Here is a 14,495-nt window from a genome sequence, read left to right as displayed (position 1 = left end):
TCATGGGGAGCTATCTCATCTCACACTGGGCAGCCGGCATCCAGCGGCGGCACAGCCGCCGTGAGCAGCGCGAGCCATCGGGGTCGATGATCGCCGGAATCGGTTGCGGAGGGCGTGGCGACTCCCTCCCGCCACGATAGGCACGGTGCCAGCCGCAAACGGCGGGCCGGCTCCTCGGGTTACCGGTAGTTCTTGAACAGCAGCGCCCGTACGTCGTCTTTCGTCTGTACCTGTTCGCTCGAGCCGTCGGGGAGGTCGACGGTGTACCGGAAATCCGCCGCGTCGGACTCCGCCCACTTGTCGTCGTGGGTCTCGAGCAGGCTCATCATCTCGTCTAACATGTCGTCGTCGTCGGCCGAGCCGTCGCCGCCGTTGTCGCTTGTGTCCTCATCGTCCCCATCGTCGCCGTCGTCGGCCGAGCCGTCGCCGCCGTTGTCGCTTGTGTCCTCATCGTCCCCATCGTCGCCGTCGTCGGCGTCCGGGTCGGCTTCGCCGTCGTCCGAGTCAGTTCCGGTCCCGTCGGCGTCGTCGGTTGGACCCGTCTCGCTCGAGCCGTCAGCGTCTCCCGCGTCGTCGGCCGGCGGGTCGGCGGCGTCGCCTTCGACGTAGGAGACTTCCTCGAGTTCGGTCGGATCGTCCCTGCCGTCGATGGCGGCACCGACGGACGCCGAAACGTCGTCGGTCGCCGAGGAGTCGAACTCGTCGGCGTCGATCTCGATCTCCTCATCGAGGTTGTCGACCAGGAACTGGACGGCGTCCTGTTCGCGGACGAACCCGTACTTGCCGACGACCGATTCGGAGATCTCCTCGCGGAGGTACTGGATGAACGCGTACTGCTCGTCGGTGACCTCGAGCGTCTTCATACCCAGTCGATGCGGCCGGGGGTACAAATATGTAAGTCGTCACGGGGGAACACGAGGGATCCACTCATAACACTCGCCGCCGGAATTAAGTGTGTCCGTCGGCCAGTTTCGACCACTCATGGACGAAGTATTCGAACTCGCCGATGTCGTCGCCGATTCGGAACTCGAGGGGCTGTTCGTCTGGCTGCTCCGGCTGGTTGGCCTGCTGGCGATCCTTGGCGGACTCGCCCTCTGGCTGCTGACCGATGTTAGCTTGCTCGTCCCGCTCGCCTTGCTCGTCGGCGGGATCACCCTGCTGGTCGTCCCCGGCCTGCTCCTCGAGTTCGCGGAGTTGTTCGGCTAGGACGCGGTATCACGGTCGCGAGCCGACTGTCCCGAGCGTGACGATTAAGGCCGAACGAGCCGAACGGTCGGATATGGTTCTCAAAGAGTCCGAATCGGAACTCGAGGCCGGCGACCCCGCTCCCGAGTTCGAACTCGAGGGCGTCGACGGCGAGACGTACTCGCTCGACTCCTTCGCCGACGACGAGGCGCTGTTGCTCGTGTTCACGTGTAACCACTGCCCGTACGCGCAGGCGAAGTTCGACCTGCTGAACGAACTGGCCGCCGAGTACGATGACGTCGCGGTCGTCGGGATCAACCCCAACGACGCCGAGGAGTACCCCGACGATTCCATCGATCAGATGCGGGAGTACGTCGACGACGGGAAAGTCGACTACGACGCGTACCTCCGCGACGAGCGCCAGGACGTCGCCCGTGCGTACGGTGCGGTCTGCACGCCGGATCCGTTCCTCTTCGCGCGTGACGACGACGAGTTCGAACTGGTCTACCACGGCCGTCTCGACGACGCTCTCAACCCCGACGACGAGCCGACCCGGTTCCACGTTCGCGAGGCGATCGAATCCGTGCTGGCCGGTACGTCAGTCGACCTCGAGTGGCAGCCCTCCCGTGGCTGTTCGATCAAGTGGAAAGACGACTGAGGCGGTTCGACCCGTAAACGTGGCCCACTACCGCCGGTCCGGCCCAAGCCTTTAGTCCGGGACCGTATGAATCGACGTGTGAGTCAGCACCCGCGCACCAACGCGCTTCGGGAGACGCTCGAGTCCGGCGACGTGGCCCTCGGCGTCCTCGAGAACACGTACAGTCCGACGGTCGTCGAACTCTACGCGGCGCTGGGCGTTGATTTCGTCTGGATCGACCTCGAGCACGGCGGGCCGAGCCCGCGGGACGCGGGCCGACTGGAGGAACTGCTACGCGCAGTGGACGGCACCGGGACGGAGCTGTTGGTGCGGCTTCCCGATACCGATCCGTCGCTGGTACGGAAAGCCCTCGACGCCGGCGTTCGAAACGTCTTCCTCCCGCGAGTCGGCAGCGCCGAGGAACTCAGGGCGGCGGTTCGGGCCGGTCGGTTCGAGTACGACGGCGAACCCGGCCGCCGGGGCATGGCCAACCCTCGAGCGAGCCGCTGGGGGCTGACCGACGAGTACGTGACCAGCGAGGACGAGTCGGCCGTCGTCGGGGTCACGGTCGAGACGCAGTCCGCGCTCGACGAACTCGACGACATCCTCGCGGTCCCCGAACTCGGCTTCGTCTTCATCGGCCCGCTCGATCTCTCGGTCTCGCTGGGCCATCCGGGCGAGTTCGATCATCCGGAGGTCGAGGAAGCCGTCGAGACGATCCGGTCGGCCGCCGTCGAGGCCGACGTGCCGGTCGGTGGCCTCGGCTTCGGCATGGACGATGTCAACGAAAAGGCCGCGAACGGCTACCAACTCCTGAATATCGGGACGACGACGGGCGCGTTGCAGTCTTCGGTCACCGGCTGGCTGGACGGCTTCAACGGCGCGTAACTCGAGTCCCGCCCGTCGGACCGGTTCGAACCCGCAGTCGAGTCGACCGCGTTACCGCTTCGCGGCGCGCCGGTACTGGGCCGGCCACGCGTTCGCGGCCGCGTCCGGGTCACGCTCGAGGTCGTCGGCTGCGCGGAGGCCGAAGTACGGATCGCGCAGGAACTCCCGGCCCACGAGCACGAGGTCGGCGCGGCCGTTGCGGACCAGCGCGTCTGCCTGCTCCGGTTCGGTGACGCCGCCGACCGCGCCGACGGCGACGTCCGCGTCCGCACGGACCCGTTCTGCCAGCGGCACCTGGAAGTTCGGACCGCCCGAAATCGACTGTTCGGGGTGAAGCCCGCCCGAACTCACGTCGACCAGATCGACGCCGAGATCGGCGAAGTCGTTCGCCAGGCGGACCGACTGCTCGATGTTCCACGATTCGCGGTCGTCGAGCCAATCGGTACCGGAGATGCGGACGAACACCGGCTTGTCGTCCGGCCAGACCTCGCGGACGGCCGCGACGACCTCGCGGACCAGCCGCGTCCGATTCTCGAAGCTGCCGCCGTAGTCGTCCTCGCGGGTGTTCGTGACCGGCGAGAGGAACTCGTGGAGCAGGTAGCCGTGGGCCGCGTGGATCTCCGCGATCTCGAAGCCGGCCTCGAGTGACCGTTCGGCCGCCGCGCGATAGGCCTCGATGACGCCCTCGATATCGTCCTGGTCGGCCTTCCGCATCGCCGGCCGGTCGCCGTCGAACGGCGGGTAGGCGTCGGGGGACGGCGAGATGACTTCCCAACCGGACGCACCGTGGGGGTCGGTCCCGTCGGGCTGGATCGGGACGTGGCCCTCCCAGGGCCGTTCCTTGCTGGCCTTGTGACCCGCGTGGGCGAGCTGGATGCCGGGCAGTCCGCCCTGTTCGCGGATGAACTCGGTGATCGGCTCGAGCGCGGCCGCGTGTTCGTCGCTCCAGATGCCCAGGTCGTAGGGCGTGATGCGGCCGGCCGGCTCGACGGCCGTGGCCTCGGTCATTACGATGCCGGCACCGCCGACGGCCCGGCTCCCGAGGTGGACGCGGTGCCACTCGGTCGGGAGCCCGTCACGCTCACACGAATACTGACACATCGGCGAGACGGCAATCCGGTTTTCCGCCTCACGGTCGCGCAACGATAACGGAGCGAGTAAGTCTGCCATCAGCGGAACATTACCTCGCCGACGAAAAAACAACCGTGGAGGGAGCGGGGCTTGCCGGATCGTCCGTACACCGTGCCCTCCGACGGAGCGATCCGCACTCATTTATCCGGCTCGGACCCAGCACTGATATGGCCACGGCCACAGCACTCCGGGACCGATTCGACGCCGACCGCCCCGTTATCGGCATGGTTCACCTCCCGCCGCTCCCCGGCGCACCGGCTTTCGACGGCGACCGCCGGGCCGTCCGAACCCGCGCACTCGAGGATGGCACCCGGCTCGAGGCGGGCGGGGTCGACGACATCATCCTCGAGAACTTCGGCGACGGGCCGTTCCATCCCGATGACGTTCCGAAACACGTCGTCGCGGAGATGACGGCCGTCGCGACGGCACTGACCGACGCCGTCGACGTGCCGTTCGGAATCAACGTGCTCCGCAACGATGCCCGCGCCGCGCTGTCGATCGCGGCGGCCGCTGACGCCGCGTTCGTCCGGGTCAACGTCCACGTGGGCACCGCAGCAACCGATCAGGGACTCATCGAGGGCCGGGCCCACGAGACGCTCCGGCTTCGCGATCGGATCGGGGCCGACGTTGCCATCCTCGCGGACGTCCACGTCAAGCACGCGACGCCGATGGGACAGCGGGATATCGAGCGGACGGCCCTCGAGACGGTCGAGCGCGGCGCGGCCGACGGCGTTATCGTTTCCGGGGCCGGAACCGGCGTCGAAACCTCACTCGCAGACGTCGACCGCGTCGCCGACGCGCTCGCGGAGCGGGACCACGATCGGGTCCCGGTGTTCGTCGGGAGCGGCGTGACGAGCGAGACGGTCAGTGAGTGCTTCGACGCGGGTGCAGACGGCGTCATCGTCGGCACCGCACTCAAACGCGGTGGCGAGACGACCGCTCCGGTCTCACGGGAGCGCGTCGAAGGGGTCGTCGCGGCCGCTCGCGATGCCATCTAGCGACGATTGACGGCGAACGGATCAGAGGCCGAGCATCAGCGGCCCGATCAGTACGCCCATCAGATGGACGCGGCGACACCGCACCCGAACCGGCACCAGTCCGATCGCGGTCGCGACGGCGAAGATCGCGATGCCGACCGGGCCTGTAAACAGATACGACAGGGCGAGCAGGACGACGAGGACGGCGACCGATACCTTCCAGTAGGTCAGCCGGCCGACCACCTCGAGATAGGCGTCGCCGACGACGATCACGACCGCGAACCCGATCAGCCCCGCGAGGACGACACCGGCAAGCAGGATCGGCAACTCGAGCGGCGCGGCGGTGCGTTCGAACGCGACGACCACGCCGGTACGGGGCTGACCGATCGCGACCAACGCGAAGAGCGCGAAGATCGTGTTCGACGTATCGACGCCGCTGGTCGCGACGATGTAGCCGCGGTCGCTGGCTCCGTTCGGGACGAGCGCCAACACCCCGACGGCGGCGATCGCCGCCGTGATTCCGGGCACGTAACCGACCACGGCACCCGCGAGCGCGCCGGCGGCGGCGGTGACGCCGATGAACGGTCGCGAGGCCCGTACGCCGGCACTCTCCTGTCGCGGAATCCCGCTGCCCCGGATCGCGTCGATCAACACCGGCGCGCCGAAGAGGCCGGCGAACAGGGGCGCGAGCGTGCCGCCCGCCTCGAGCGGGGCGTCCGTGGCGAGATCGAGCGTGAGCGCGCCGAGGCCAGTCGCGAGCGCGAACGAGAGCACCCCACCGAACCGGCCGCGCCACGTCGGTTCCGAGGCAATCAGTGCGACTGTGACCGTCGCGAGAACGACCGAGAGGTGGGCCCGGAGCGTCGGATAGACGGCCGTCACAGCCCAGGTGACCGGCACGGCCAGCGGAACCGCCGCGATCACGGCGAGGATACTGCCGAGCGCGGAGAGCCGAACGGCCTCGTAGCCCCGTCCCTCGAGAACCATCCGATGGCCCGGCAGTGCGGTGACGGCCATCTCCGCGTCAGGAACGCCGAGGGCCATCGCCGGGACGGCGTTACAAAACGTATGGACGACGCCGGCCGCGAGCATCGCACAGCCGACGAACAGCGGCGGCGCAGGGATCGACGGCGCGGCCCCGGCCAGCAGGAACGCGAAGTTGTTGGCGTGAATGCCGGGGACGAGCCCGCTACAACACCCCAGCAGCGAGCCGGCGACCACCCACGCAAGCAGTTGGAGTGTCAACACCGGCTCGGCGACGATCTCGACCGGGGTGGGCATCGCCGACTTTGGCCGCGCCTTCCGTTATAATGTCTCGGCTCGTAGCGCTCGAGTTGCGATCCGCTGTCCCTGCAGGCGGCAGTGTCACTCACCGTCCAGCAGCGATAAAAATCGGGGTTGGCAACTCGTCGAAACCGGATCGACGGGACGCGTTATCCGAAGAGTTCGCCGAGACCTTCGCCGTCGGCCTCGTCGTCATCGTCGTCGTCGTCCGTCGTGTCCGGCACGTCGCTGGTCTCCTCGGCTTCTTCTTCCTCGTCGCCCTCGTCGGCAGCGGCCTCGCCACCCGCGGCACCGCCTGCGGCGGCCCCGCCAGCGGGGACGGCAGCGGCCTCGGAGACTGCCTCGTCGATGTCGACGTCCTCGAGCGCGGCGACGAGCGCCTTGACTCGGGACTCCTCGACGTCGACGCCGGCAGCGTCGAGCACGTTCGTCAGGTTGTCTTCGTTGATCTCTTCGTCCGATTCGTTCAGGATGAGTGCAGCGTATACGTATTCCATTGTTGGATCCTCCGTTGATTAACCGAACATCTCGCCGAGACCAGCCGCGCCGTCGCCGTCGTCTTCGTCGTCATCATCGGTATCGGCGTCTTCGGTCTCGGCCTCGTCGTCAGTCTGGTCGTCTGCCGATTCGTCCTCGTCGTCGGCTGCCGCCGGTTCGGCGGGAGCCGCGACGTCCTGAAGTTCGTCAGGAAGCGCCTCCTCGTCGTCGATCTGGCCGGCAAGCGCACGCAGCTGTGCGTCGGCCTTGCTGACGAGGTCGGGCATCAGGTCTTCGTCCTCGATGGCGGCCTGCAGGCCGAGACTCTTGGCCTCGCCCGTAGCCTTGGCGATGAGCGTCGGGGCCGTCGTCGCGGTCGGGACGCTCGCGTTGATCGAGAGGTTCCGAGCGCGGGCGGCGGCCGTCGACACGTCGCTCCGGTAGGCCTCGACATCGATGTCGAGGTCCTCCGGGTCGAAGAGCACGCCCTCGGCGATGACGGCGCGCAGGTCGAGCCCGACTTCCTTGGGCTCGATTCCGAGTTCGTTGAGGACGTTCGCCAGGTCGGCGGAGACTTCCTCGCCGGCCTCGAGGACCGTCGAGTCCTCCATGACCTGGATCGATCCGTCTTCGATGCGCGCGTTCGCGCCGATACCCTGGAGTTCGCCGACGAACGGGCCCGGGTCGACACCGGTGTCCCCTTCGGGGATCACGATGTCGTTCGGGGCGACTTCGCCTTCGTTGATCGGCGCTGGCGTCTTCGACGCCTCGAGTTCCTTGTACAGCGAGAACGGGTTCTCGTCCGTCGCGATGATGCCGACCTGCCCACCGATGTGCTCGACGAGGTCGCCGAATCCGGCGTCCTCGAGGGCACGCGTCTGCAGGGTGTTGCGGCTGACGCGCAACACGGCGGTACCGTGCAGGTCGCGACGCATGTCCTGGAGCTGCTTCGAGGGAATGCCGGCGATACCGACGACGCCGACGCTCTCGTACTCGTCGATGATTCGTGCGAGCTCGTCGACTTCCTCTTTCTTCCACTGGGGAAGGTTCTCGGTTTTGCGTTCAGCCTGTGCGCTCATTCTAGGCCACCTCCACGGACGGCCCCATCGTCGTCTTCACGTAGACGGCGTCGATGTTCTGGGGCCCCTTCTCGAGGTCGGCGTGCAGGCGACGCAGGATGACGTCGATGTTGTCGCCGATGTCCTCGGCGTCCATGTCTTCGGCACCGACGAGCGTGTGGAACGTTCGCCGGTCGCCGGAGCGAAGCTGCACGGTGTTTTTGAGCCGGTTGACGGTTTCGACGACGTCGTCGTCGGGCGAGAGCGGATCCGGCATCTTCCCTCGGGGACCGAGAATGGTACCCAGGTGCCGGGCGATGTCTTGCATCATCGCCTCTTCGGCGATGAAGAAGTCCGTCTCGTTGGCCATGTCTTTGGCCTCGTCGTCGTCCAGATCGGCCACGTCGTCCACCGAAAGCACCTCGTCCGCGGCCTCCTCGGCACGGACTGCGGTCTCTCCTTCGGCGATGACGACGATCCGAGTCTCCTGGCCGGTTCCGGCCGGCAGGACGATCGACTCGTCAACGCGGTTCGACGGTTCGTTCAGGTCTAGGTCGCGCAGATTGATCGCGAGGTCTACCGTTTCGGTAAAGTTCCGATCGGGCGAATCCTCGAGTGCGCGCGCTACTGCTGTTTCAATATCCGAATCTGCCATCGTTCACCTCCGTAGTACGCAGGACTGCTCCTACGGGTCAGTGAAACAGGCGATGCCTGTCTCCCTTGAACCGAGGGCCAACCCGAACTTAAACCCGTCGAACTACCAGTACGCTCGCCTCGCGGTTGGGTCCGTCGTCTCCACGGGAACCGGCCCGGCGAGATGGACGCCACGCGGCCGCCTTCTTCCCACCTCGTTTCATCACAGTAACGTATTATTCACGCTCACAACAACCGAAAACTCTATTATGCGTGCTAGTGTAGTTTGTACTTATGTGGCCAATAGACTTATATACTATCATCGGTCGAGCGGGGATCGGTTCGGTCGCCGTGCTGGCACCGTCCGGCGGTGAACTCGAGGCGTACCGGTCGCTCGAGCCGCTCGTTCGGATGGGCGTCCAGTTCGCCGCGACCGCCCTCGTGGCGATGGTCGTCTTCGGCTTGGTACAGAACGTCAGCAGACGGGCAGTGTCGAAATCACGCCAGAGCCCTATCATCTCGCTTTGTATCGGGATTCCGGGGTTCCTCATTGTGGTTGGACTCGCAAGTACGGGATACCTGATCGTCGATACTGACATCGGGACGTTCTTCGGGATTCCGATGGTGATCCTCGGCGCGGTCGTCCTCCCGGCGACGATGGCGATCGGCTGCGTCGCGATCGGCCGAACCGTCGCCGCGCGGCTCGGTGACGACCGGCTCGCGACCGGGCTGTTCGTCGGGGCGCTTGCGAGCGGGGCCGCCGGGTTGTCGCTTCCGGCCACCGTCGCTCTCTTCGGGCTCGCCGGAATGCTCGGTACGGGGGCCTTCATCCGGGTTCTATTCGGTGCGTCCGGGGCGACCAGTCCCGACGATCGGACCGTCCCGCCCGCGAACAAGATCTAGGTAGCCGTCCCAACTGCGTTCCTGCTCGGACCCTCAGCTTACGGGCGATTTCGGTTTCCTCCATTCGCCGGCCATCGAACGCGAGAGTTCGATCCCGACCGATACTGGCGGTAACGGCAGTCTCAACGGGAGATAGAAGCTGACCGGCCGTCCCGACGTGTCAAACGGTATCGCCAACGCTACCGGCCGCTTACGAGAACGGAGAAGTACTCGCTGCGCCGTCTTCAGGCGCTCGCTTCGCTGGCGAGCACATCGTCGTACTCGCCGTCGTCGACTCGCTGCTTGAACTCTCGAGCGTCGTTGCCCTCGATGGTGACGCCCATCGAGGCGCAGGTTCCGACGACTTCCTTCGCGGCGTTGATCGTGTCGTACGCGAGCAGGTCGGGGTGTTTCTGCTCGGCGATCTTCTTGACCTGATCGACGGAGAGGTCCGCGACGAAGTCCGTCTGGGGCTCGCCGCTTCCGGTCTCGAAACCGGCTTCGTCCTTGATCAGTGCCGCTGTCGGCGGGACACCGACGTCGATCTCGAAGGAGCCGTCCTCCTCGTAGTCGACGGTGACGGGGACTTCGGTTCCGTCGAACGCTTCGGTCTGGTCGTTGATCTCCTGTACGACGGCCTGCACGTCGACGGGCGTCGGTCCGAGCTCGGGACCGAGTGGTGGGCCAGGGTTGGCCTGGCCACCCGGAACGAGCACTTCGATGGTTCCAGCCATATCCGTGATAACCCGTGCGCGAGTTTTAAGGGTTGCTAATTCGGGCAGTCATAGTCTGTGACCGTCTGCCGTACACAGGCCAAGGGTGCCGTCCCATCAGTCGACGTGTTCCGTTCGCCACGCCGCAAACGACTCGAGAACGTCGCTCTCGTCGAAGCGCTCGATACAGGGGACTTCGTAGGGGTGGCTGTCGCGAACGCGGTCGACGAGGTCGTCGTAGGCGTCGTCGGTGGTCTTCGCGAGCAACACGACTTCGTCGTCGCGGTGGAGGTCGCCCTCCCAGCGGTAGGTCGATGTCGTCGACAGTCGGTTGACGCAGGCCGCGAGTCGCTCTTCGACCAGCGTTTCGGCGAGTTCGTCGGCCGCCTCGGGCGGTGCCGTGATGTAGACGGTCGGCATGCAACGCGCTACGAACCAGTCAGGCAAAAACGTCCGTGTCGTCGCTCGCGGCGCGTCGGCTAGCTGTCGGTCGCGTCGACAGGCGTGAAGGTGCCGGTAATATCCCACTCGTGGATGCAGTGTGGGTTGCCGACCTGTTTCTCGCCGTCGTCGCGGGCGAGCTGCCAGGCCTCGAGGCGTTCGTCCCACCGTTCACCTCGACCACACGATTCGCAGATTCTCACGGTCGGTTTCCGCACTTGGGTACTCATTACCGAACCGTGGGAACTCAACACATATAACGCTGTGCGTGTGCGGCAAGTACTGCCACCCACCGAGGATCACAACGCGGTCTGAAAGCCGGGGGTATCGTTCGCGCTCCGAGGCGTGGGGGAACGATCGATCAGTAGACGGCGTCCCTGATCACCTTGCGGAGTGTGTCGAACTGCGCCAAGTACTCGCGGCGGTCGGCTCGCAGGTCCGCCAGCGCCGCGTCGTAGTTGTCGACGTGGTCGGGGACGTAGTAGTCGTCGACATCGAGTCCCGGGATGGATTCGGGAATCGTCAGCCCCATCCGCTCGTCGTGGGTCCACTCGATGGTGCCGCGGGCGGCCTCCGTGAGGATCGTCACGGACTCGGTGACGCCGATATCCGCCGATCGGTCGCCGAGATAGCCCGTGTTGATGACGTAACAGTCGACGTCGAGGATGTCGATCAGTTCGTGGAAGATGTTTCCCTCCTCTCCCTCAGGGCCGATAATGAACGGGTTGGTCCCGACGACGCGGATCGACTCGCCCGCCCGGGACGGATCGCCTGCACTGGTTTGGATCGACTCGCCGAGCATGAAGGCGACGGCAGCCTGTTCCTCGTCGAGTTTGGCGACTGGGGGCATCAGCGGGTTGCGGGTGATGAAGAAAACCTGGTCCATGCGGCCGAGGTCGATCTCCTCGTCGGCGCTCTCGAGTTCGTCGCGCTGGATGATGGCCCGGGAGTTCGACGTATAGCGGTCCTCGTCGAAGCGGACGGTCCCGTCGTCGTCGACGGCGACGTTCTCGAGGATCGCCGACTCGTCGGTCGCGGCCGCGTAGAGTTCGGGCTGTTCGGCCTCGTCGAGGCCGATCGTCTTGATGAACAGCCCCTCGCCTTCGCTGCCGGCGACGGACCCGTCCGAGAGGAGGCCACAGACATCGTCCTGTCGCATCGAGGCCCCCTCCGGCTCCTCGAGCCAGCAGCCGTGGGAGGTCAGCGTGGATTTGCCGGTCGCGGACAGTCCCATGAAGACCTGGCCGACGGTCCGGAGATCGCCGTCAGCGTCGCGGACGCGGACGCGCTTGCTGCCCGCGTGGAGTCCGAGCCCGCCCTGTTGTTTGATTCGGTACATGAACAGCCGGAGGAACGACTTCTTGGCCTCGCCGGTGTAGTCGCTGCCGAGGACGGCGGTGAACCCGATGTCGGGAAGCACGCGGATCGCGGTCTCGTCGTGGTCGGGAAGCTGGACGGTGTAGAGATCGGGATCTCTCCCGTCCGACGGCTCGAAGAGTTTCGCCCACGCGTAGGCGATCCGGGCGTGGTCGACGGGAACGAAGAGCCGACAGCAGAAACTCGCCTCCGGATGGCGGCCCATCAGGCGGTCGACACAGAGCAGTTCGGTGTCGTCGGTGCTGTCGACGGCCTCGTCGATCAGTGCGTGATCGCGGTCGGTGAACTCGTCGTCGACGGCGTTTTTCGTCCGATCGGCGCTCCGCGAACGGAACTCGCTGACGTACGACGGCGATCCGAACTCGGTGGTCGTCTCGTCGGGCGCGGCGAGTTCGCGCAGTTCCTCGAGCGACGGATCGTACCGCACGTTCGGCGCTGTGGCTGGGTCCGGGAGCTGTCGGACCAGCGGACGGGACTCCATCCCGGTTTCAGACATACACGTGATGCACCACTGTCCTGATGCATAAGCATGGAGGATTCTATTCGCTGTGTGGTACGACATACCCAACACTGAAGGGTAAAAATCGGTTTATAGCGCTGTGATGGTCTCGAGAAGGAGTATCACTATCCATCGAAAATAGTTCGTAATCAGAGGGATGACAATAGGTACTCGAGTAAGAAATAATTCTAATCGGCGATCGGAGGACAGGACGGCACCCATCCGGACTCGACCCGGGGTCCCGTGCTCGAGGTCGTGAGAGCAGATACCCGGTCGACGCCGCCGTTGACCCGGTTTTCACATCCGGGACTGTGGGGCAAACGGCCAAGAGGGTGGTCCGAGTCACCGAACCCGATTCTCGACATCGGACCGGGGGCGATCCGGGGGGCGGATCTCGAGGAGCTTCGAGCCGAGGCGACCGCGTCGTCGACACTTTCGCCTGCGGTCGTCGCCGGCGGTGGGGGTGCAGGCAGTCGTTACCGGCGTGCGTCACCGCGCTCGCGGGCGCGACGACTATCGGCGGCGGCGGTGTAGCCTTCTCGGACTCGCGCTGATCGCGGTCGCGGTGGGGCTCGCTCGCACGTGACCGAACTGATGGCGCGACCCCCTCGACGACAGCGGCACCGCTCGAGCGGGGACACTATCTCGCACCGACCGACGCCGGGTATGGCTAGTCGCGGATCAGGTCGACGTTTCGCATTTCGCCCCCGCACTGCTGACAGGTGCTGAGGAGCGCATCTCCGACCGTCTCCTGCCGGCCACACTGGACGCAGACGTACTCGCGTTGCTCCTCGAGTGTCATGAGAAACCATACACAACAGAATGTGTTAACTCTTTGCACAGTGGTCCGCCGTCGAGTCCGATGGTGGTAGTGAGAGTCGAGTTCGAGAGCGATCGCTCGAGGATCCATCGATTCCGGCTCCGCCGACTCACAACATATGGCATTATATGCCATATTAATTGTAATAGTTCCTAACGGACGGGGCTTATATGACAGGTCTTGATAGATACTGGCACAATGGCGACGAACACGACGACCGACTGGATCGATCCGATCACCTGTCCGTTCTGCGGCGACGAACTCGCATCCCCGGGAGCCGGATTCGTCGACCACATCGACGACAACACCGACTGCGAAGACGGATTCGATCAGTGGCGACAGAACATCGCCGGCGATCTCGCCGGCGAATGGTCGGGCTAACGGCCGCTCCGCCTCGCGTCGTGTTTCGGACCGCGAGCGACCGACTCGAGTCGCGTTGCTCGGTCGAACCGGTGACGTGCCGATCGCGTTTCTCCGTGGTGTGATTTCGCCGTCGCGACGGTGACGACACAACTCGCCTCCCGGCTTCGAGATCGGACTCGTCCGTGGCTTGGTGGCGACGATCGGAATCGGTACGACTTGTGTCCCCTGGTTGGACGTATGAATAACTATTCCCCGACATTCTCTAATAAACAACTCAAACGCACCCACAACTGGTTTGGCGTAATGCTTTTGCTAACTCCTTCTAACGATGCGTATGGTCTACATCGATCCGTATACCCCCGACCGATCGCACTACGAATGCTGGAACTGTGGGTATCGACGGACGGCCGGTTCGCCCGGCTCCTGTCCCGAATGCGGCGGGCAGCTACACAACCTCGCGGTTCCGCGGGAGTGACTCACTGGGTCCGCCCGATCACGGCGCGGGTCTCACACCGGCCTCGAGAGGCGACACCGGCGCGGTTACTCGAAGTCGGGCAGGTCCTCCGGCGGTTCGTACTCGGCTTCCCAGTCGACGTACTCCTCTTTGAGCGTGACCGAGACGATCTGGCCGAACTCGGTGAGTTCGGCGTTGATCGAGGAGACCGTTCCCCAGGTATCGAGGTCGGGATGGTACTCTCGAGCCTGCCAGTCCTCGGGAATGCCGGGCGCGTGATACCCGACGCGGTCGGCGAAGTCGTCCCAGAAGAAGTCAAAGCCCGCGAAGAGATCGAGGTCGCGAGCGATCTCGTACTCGGCCGCCTCGAGGTCCGTGTCCGCGCGCCACTCGTCGAACGACTCCATCCATGCGCCGTCCTCGAGGAACGCCTGGAGTTCCTCGCGGCGGTAGTCGATCTCCGCGGTCCCGTCGGCGCTGATGGTCGCGTCCTCGTACTCGTTCGGGTCCACGAACTCCAGTTCCGGCGGCTCGGGGGGCTCGACCTCGAGTGTCATGGGCGGTCGTAGGTCGGGTTCCCGGATAAGAATTCCTTCCGTGAGTCGGGGCCGGCGAACGGCGAGCGGGCCGGGTCGGCGACCGTCACGGTCGAGCATCCAAACACTCAATCGCCGAC

The 14,495-nt window shown here is 65.5% G+C and carries 19 protein-coding genes; 7 read left to right on the top strand and 12 right to left on the bottom strand.

The genetic code is table 11. The features are described 5' to 3' along the window. Nucleotides 1–179: 179 nt before the first annotated feature. Nucleotides 180–863: a hypothetical protein gene (locus C486_RS17240; RefSeq protein ID WP_008458446.1), complete on the bottom strand. Its 684-nt coding sequence runs from the start codon at nucleotides 861–863 to the stop codon at nucleotides 180–182. Nucleotides 864–981: 118 nt separating this feature from the next. Here C486_RS17240 and C486_RS17235 point away from each other — a divergent pair, with 118 nt between their 5' ends. The 3 genes from C486_RS17235 (at nucleotide 982) to C486_RS17225 (ending at nucleotide 2,710) form a co-directional block, all read left to right on the top strand. Beyond that, nucleotides 982–1,206 carry a hypothetical protein gene (locus C486_RS17235; protein ID WP_008458444.1) on the top strand — a complete coding sequence of 75 codons (225 nt, stop codon included), beginning with the start codon at nucleotides 982–984 and terminating at the stop codon, nucleotides 1,204–1,206. Nucleotides 1,207–1,279: 73 nt separating this feature from the next. Continuing rightward, the gene (locus C486_RS17230) at nucleotides 1,280–1,843 is read left to right on the top strand and encodes a thioredoxin family protein (protein ID WP_049910666.1); all 564 of its coding nucleotides are present in this window, start codon (nucleotides 1,280–1,282) and stop codon (nucleotides 1,841–1,843) included. A 78-nt stretch (nucleotides 1,844–1,921) separates the two neighbouring features. Continuing rightward, nucleotides 1,922–2,710, top strand: coding sequence for an HpcH/HpaI aldolase family protein (locus C486_RS17225; protein ID WP_008458440.1), 789 nt, complete (start codon nucleotides 1,922–1,924; stop codon nucleotides 2,708–2,710). Between the two features lie 51 nt (nucleotides 2,711–2,761). Here the strand turns inward: C486_RS17225 and C486_RS17220 are convergent, their stop codons facing one another. Further along, nucleotides 2,762–3,880, bottom strand: a complete 1,119-nt coding sequence (locus tag C486_RS17220) for an NADH:flavin oxidoreductase/NADH oxidase (protein ID WP_008458438.1) — start codon at nucleotides 3,878–3,880, stop codon at nucleotides 2,762–2,764. Nucleotides 3,881–4,008: 128 nt separating this feature from the next. Here C486_RS17220 and C486_RS17215 point away from each other — a divergent pair, with 128 nt between their 5' ends. Beyond that, a complete protein-coding gene (locus C486_RS17215) occupies nucleotides 4,009–4,839 on the top strand; it encodes a BtpA/SgcQ family protein (RefSeq protein ID WP_008458437.1) in 831 nt (276 codons plus the stop codon). Nucleotides 4,840–4,860: 21 nt separating this feature from the next. Here the strand turns inward: C486_RS17215 and C486_RS17210 are convergent, their stop codons facing one another. The 4 genes from C486_RS17210 to C486_RS17195 all read right to left on the bottom strand — a co-directional run bounded on the left by C486_RS17210 (nucleotide 4,861) and on the right by C486_RS17195 (nucleotide 8,292). Next, complete coding sequence (locus C486_RS17210; RefSeq protein WP_008458435.1) at nucleotides 4,861–6,099, bottom strand: tripartite tricarboxylate transporter permease; 1,239 nt, start codon at nucleotides 6,097–6,099, stop codon at nucleotides 4,861–4,863. A gap of 152 nt (nucleotides 6,100–6,251) precedes the next feature. Continuing rightward, nucleotides 6,252–6,599, bottom strand: a complete 348-nt coding sequence (rpl12p, locus tag C486_RS17205; RefSeq protein ID WP_008458433.1) for a 50S ribosomal protein P1 — start codon at nucleotides 6,597–6,599, stop codon at nucleotides 6,252–6,254. 18 nt (nucleotides 6,600–6,617) lie between these two features. Next, nucleotides 6,618–7,658, bottom strand: a complete 1,041-nt coding sequence (locus C486_RS17200) for a 50S ribosomal protein L10 (RefSeq protein ID WP_008458431.1) — start codon at nucleotides 7,656–7,658, stop codon at nucleotides 6,618–6,620. Between the two features lies 1 nt (nucleotide 7,659). Further along, the gene (locus C486_RS17195; RefSeq protein ID WP_006187271.1) at nucleotides 7,660–8,292 is read right to left on the bottom strand and encodes a 50S ribosomal protein L1; all 633 of its coding nucleotides are present in this window, start codon (nucleotides 8,290–8,292) and stop codon (nucleotides 7,660–7,662) included. A gap of 272 nt (nucleotides 8,293–8,564) precedes the next feature. Here C486_RS17195 and C486_RS17190 point away from each other — a divergent pair, with 272 nt between their 5' ends. Then, nucleotides 8,565–9,173 carry a hypothetical protein gene (locus C486_RS17190; RefSeq protein WP_049910660.1) on the top strand — a complete coding sequence of 203 codons (609 nt, stop codon included), beginning with the start codon at nucleotides 8,565–8,567 and terminating at the stop codon, nucleotides 9,171–9,173. Between the two features lie 224 nt (nucleotides 9,174–9,397). Here C486_RS17190 and C486_RS17185 read toward each other — a convergent pair whose 3' ends face one another. The 5 genes from C486_RS17185 to C486_RS21170 form a co-directional block, all read right to left on the bottom strand. Beyond that, nucleotides 9,398–9,886: a 50S ribosomal protein L11 gene (locus C486_RS17185; protein WP_008458427.1), complete on the bottom strand. Its 489-nt coding sequence runs from the start codon at nucleotides 9,884–9,886 to the stop codon at nucleotides 9,398–9,400. 96 nt (nucleotides 9,887–9,982) lie between these two features. Next, on the bottom strand, nucleotides 9,983–10,285 hold the full coding sequence (cutA, locus tag C486_RS17180; protein ID WP_008458425.1) for a divalent-cation tolerance protein CutA: 303 nt from the start codon (nucleotides 10,283–10,285) through the stop codon (nucleotides 9,983–9,985). Nucleotides 10,286–10,344: 59 nt separating this feature from the next. Beyond that, nucleotides 10,345–10,536: an HEWD family protein gene (locus tag C486_RS17175; RefSeq protein WP_008458423.1), complete on the bottom strand. Its 192-nt coding sequence runs from the start codon at nucleotides 10,534–10,536 to the stop codon at nucleotides 10,345–10,347. Between the two features lie 131 nt (nucleotides 10,537–10,667). After that, nucleotides 10,668–12,179, bottom strand: coding sequence for a phosphoenolpyruvate carboxykinase (ATP) (locus C486_RS17170; protein ID WP_049910659.1), 1,512 nt, complete (start codon nucleotides 12,177–12,179; stop codon nucleotides 10,668–10,670). Between the two features lie 673 nt (nucleotides 12,180–12,852). Next, nucleotides 12,853–12,984, bottom strand: a complete 132-nt coding sequence (locus tag C486_RS21170; protein WP_008458419.1) for a rubrerythrin-like domain-containing protein — start codon at nucleotides 12,982–12,984, stop codon at nucleotides 12,853–12,855. Nucleotides 12,985–13,200: 216 nt separating this feature from the next. Here C486_RS21170 and C486_RS17165 point away from each other — a divergent pair, with 216 nt between their 5' ends. Further along, entirely contained in the window at nucleotides 13,201–13,383 is a 183-nt protein-coding gene (locus C486_RS17165) for a DUF7501 family protein (protein ID WP_006187265.1), read from the top strand. A gap of 310 nt (nucleotides 13,384–13,693) precedes the next feature. Next, the gene (locus C486_RS21165; protein WP_394295341.1) at nucleotides 13,694–13,840 is read left to right on the top strand and encodes a rubrerythrin-like domain-containing protein; all 147 of its coding nucleotides are present in this window, start codon (nucleotides 13,694–13,696) and stop codon (nucleotides 13,838–13,840) included. Nucleotides 13,841–13,905: 65 nt separating this feature from the next. On the opposite strand, the gene C486_RS17160 is transcribed toward C486_RS21165, so the two are convergent. Then, nucleotides 13,906–14,376: a hypothetical protein gene (locus C486_RS17160; protein WP_049910665.1), complete on the bottom strand. Its 471-nt coding sequence runs from the start codon at nucleotides 14,374–14,376 to the stop codon at nucleotides 13,906–13,908. Nucleotides 14,377–14,495: the final 119 nt, after the last annotated feature.

It is taken from the genome of Natrinema gari JCM 14663, from assembly GCF_000337175.1.
GTDB lineage: Archaea > Halobacteriota > Halobacteria > Halobacteriales > Natrialbaceae > Natrinema > Natrinema gari.
The sequence above is the reverse complement of the archived record's forward strand: the minus strand, read 5'-3'. Positions and strand labels throughout refer to the sequence as shown.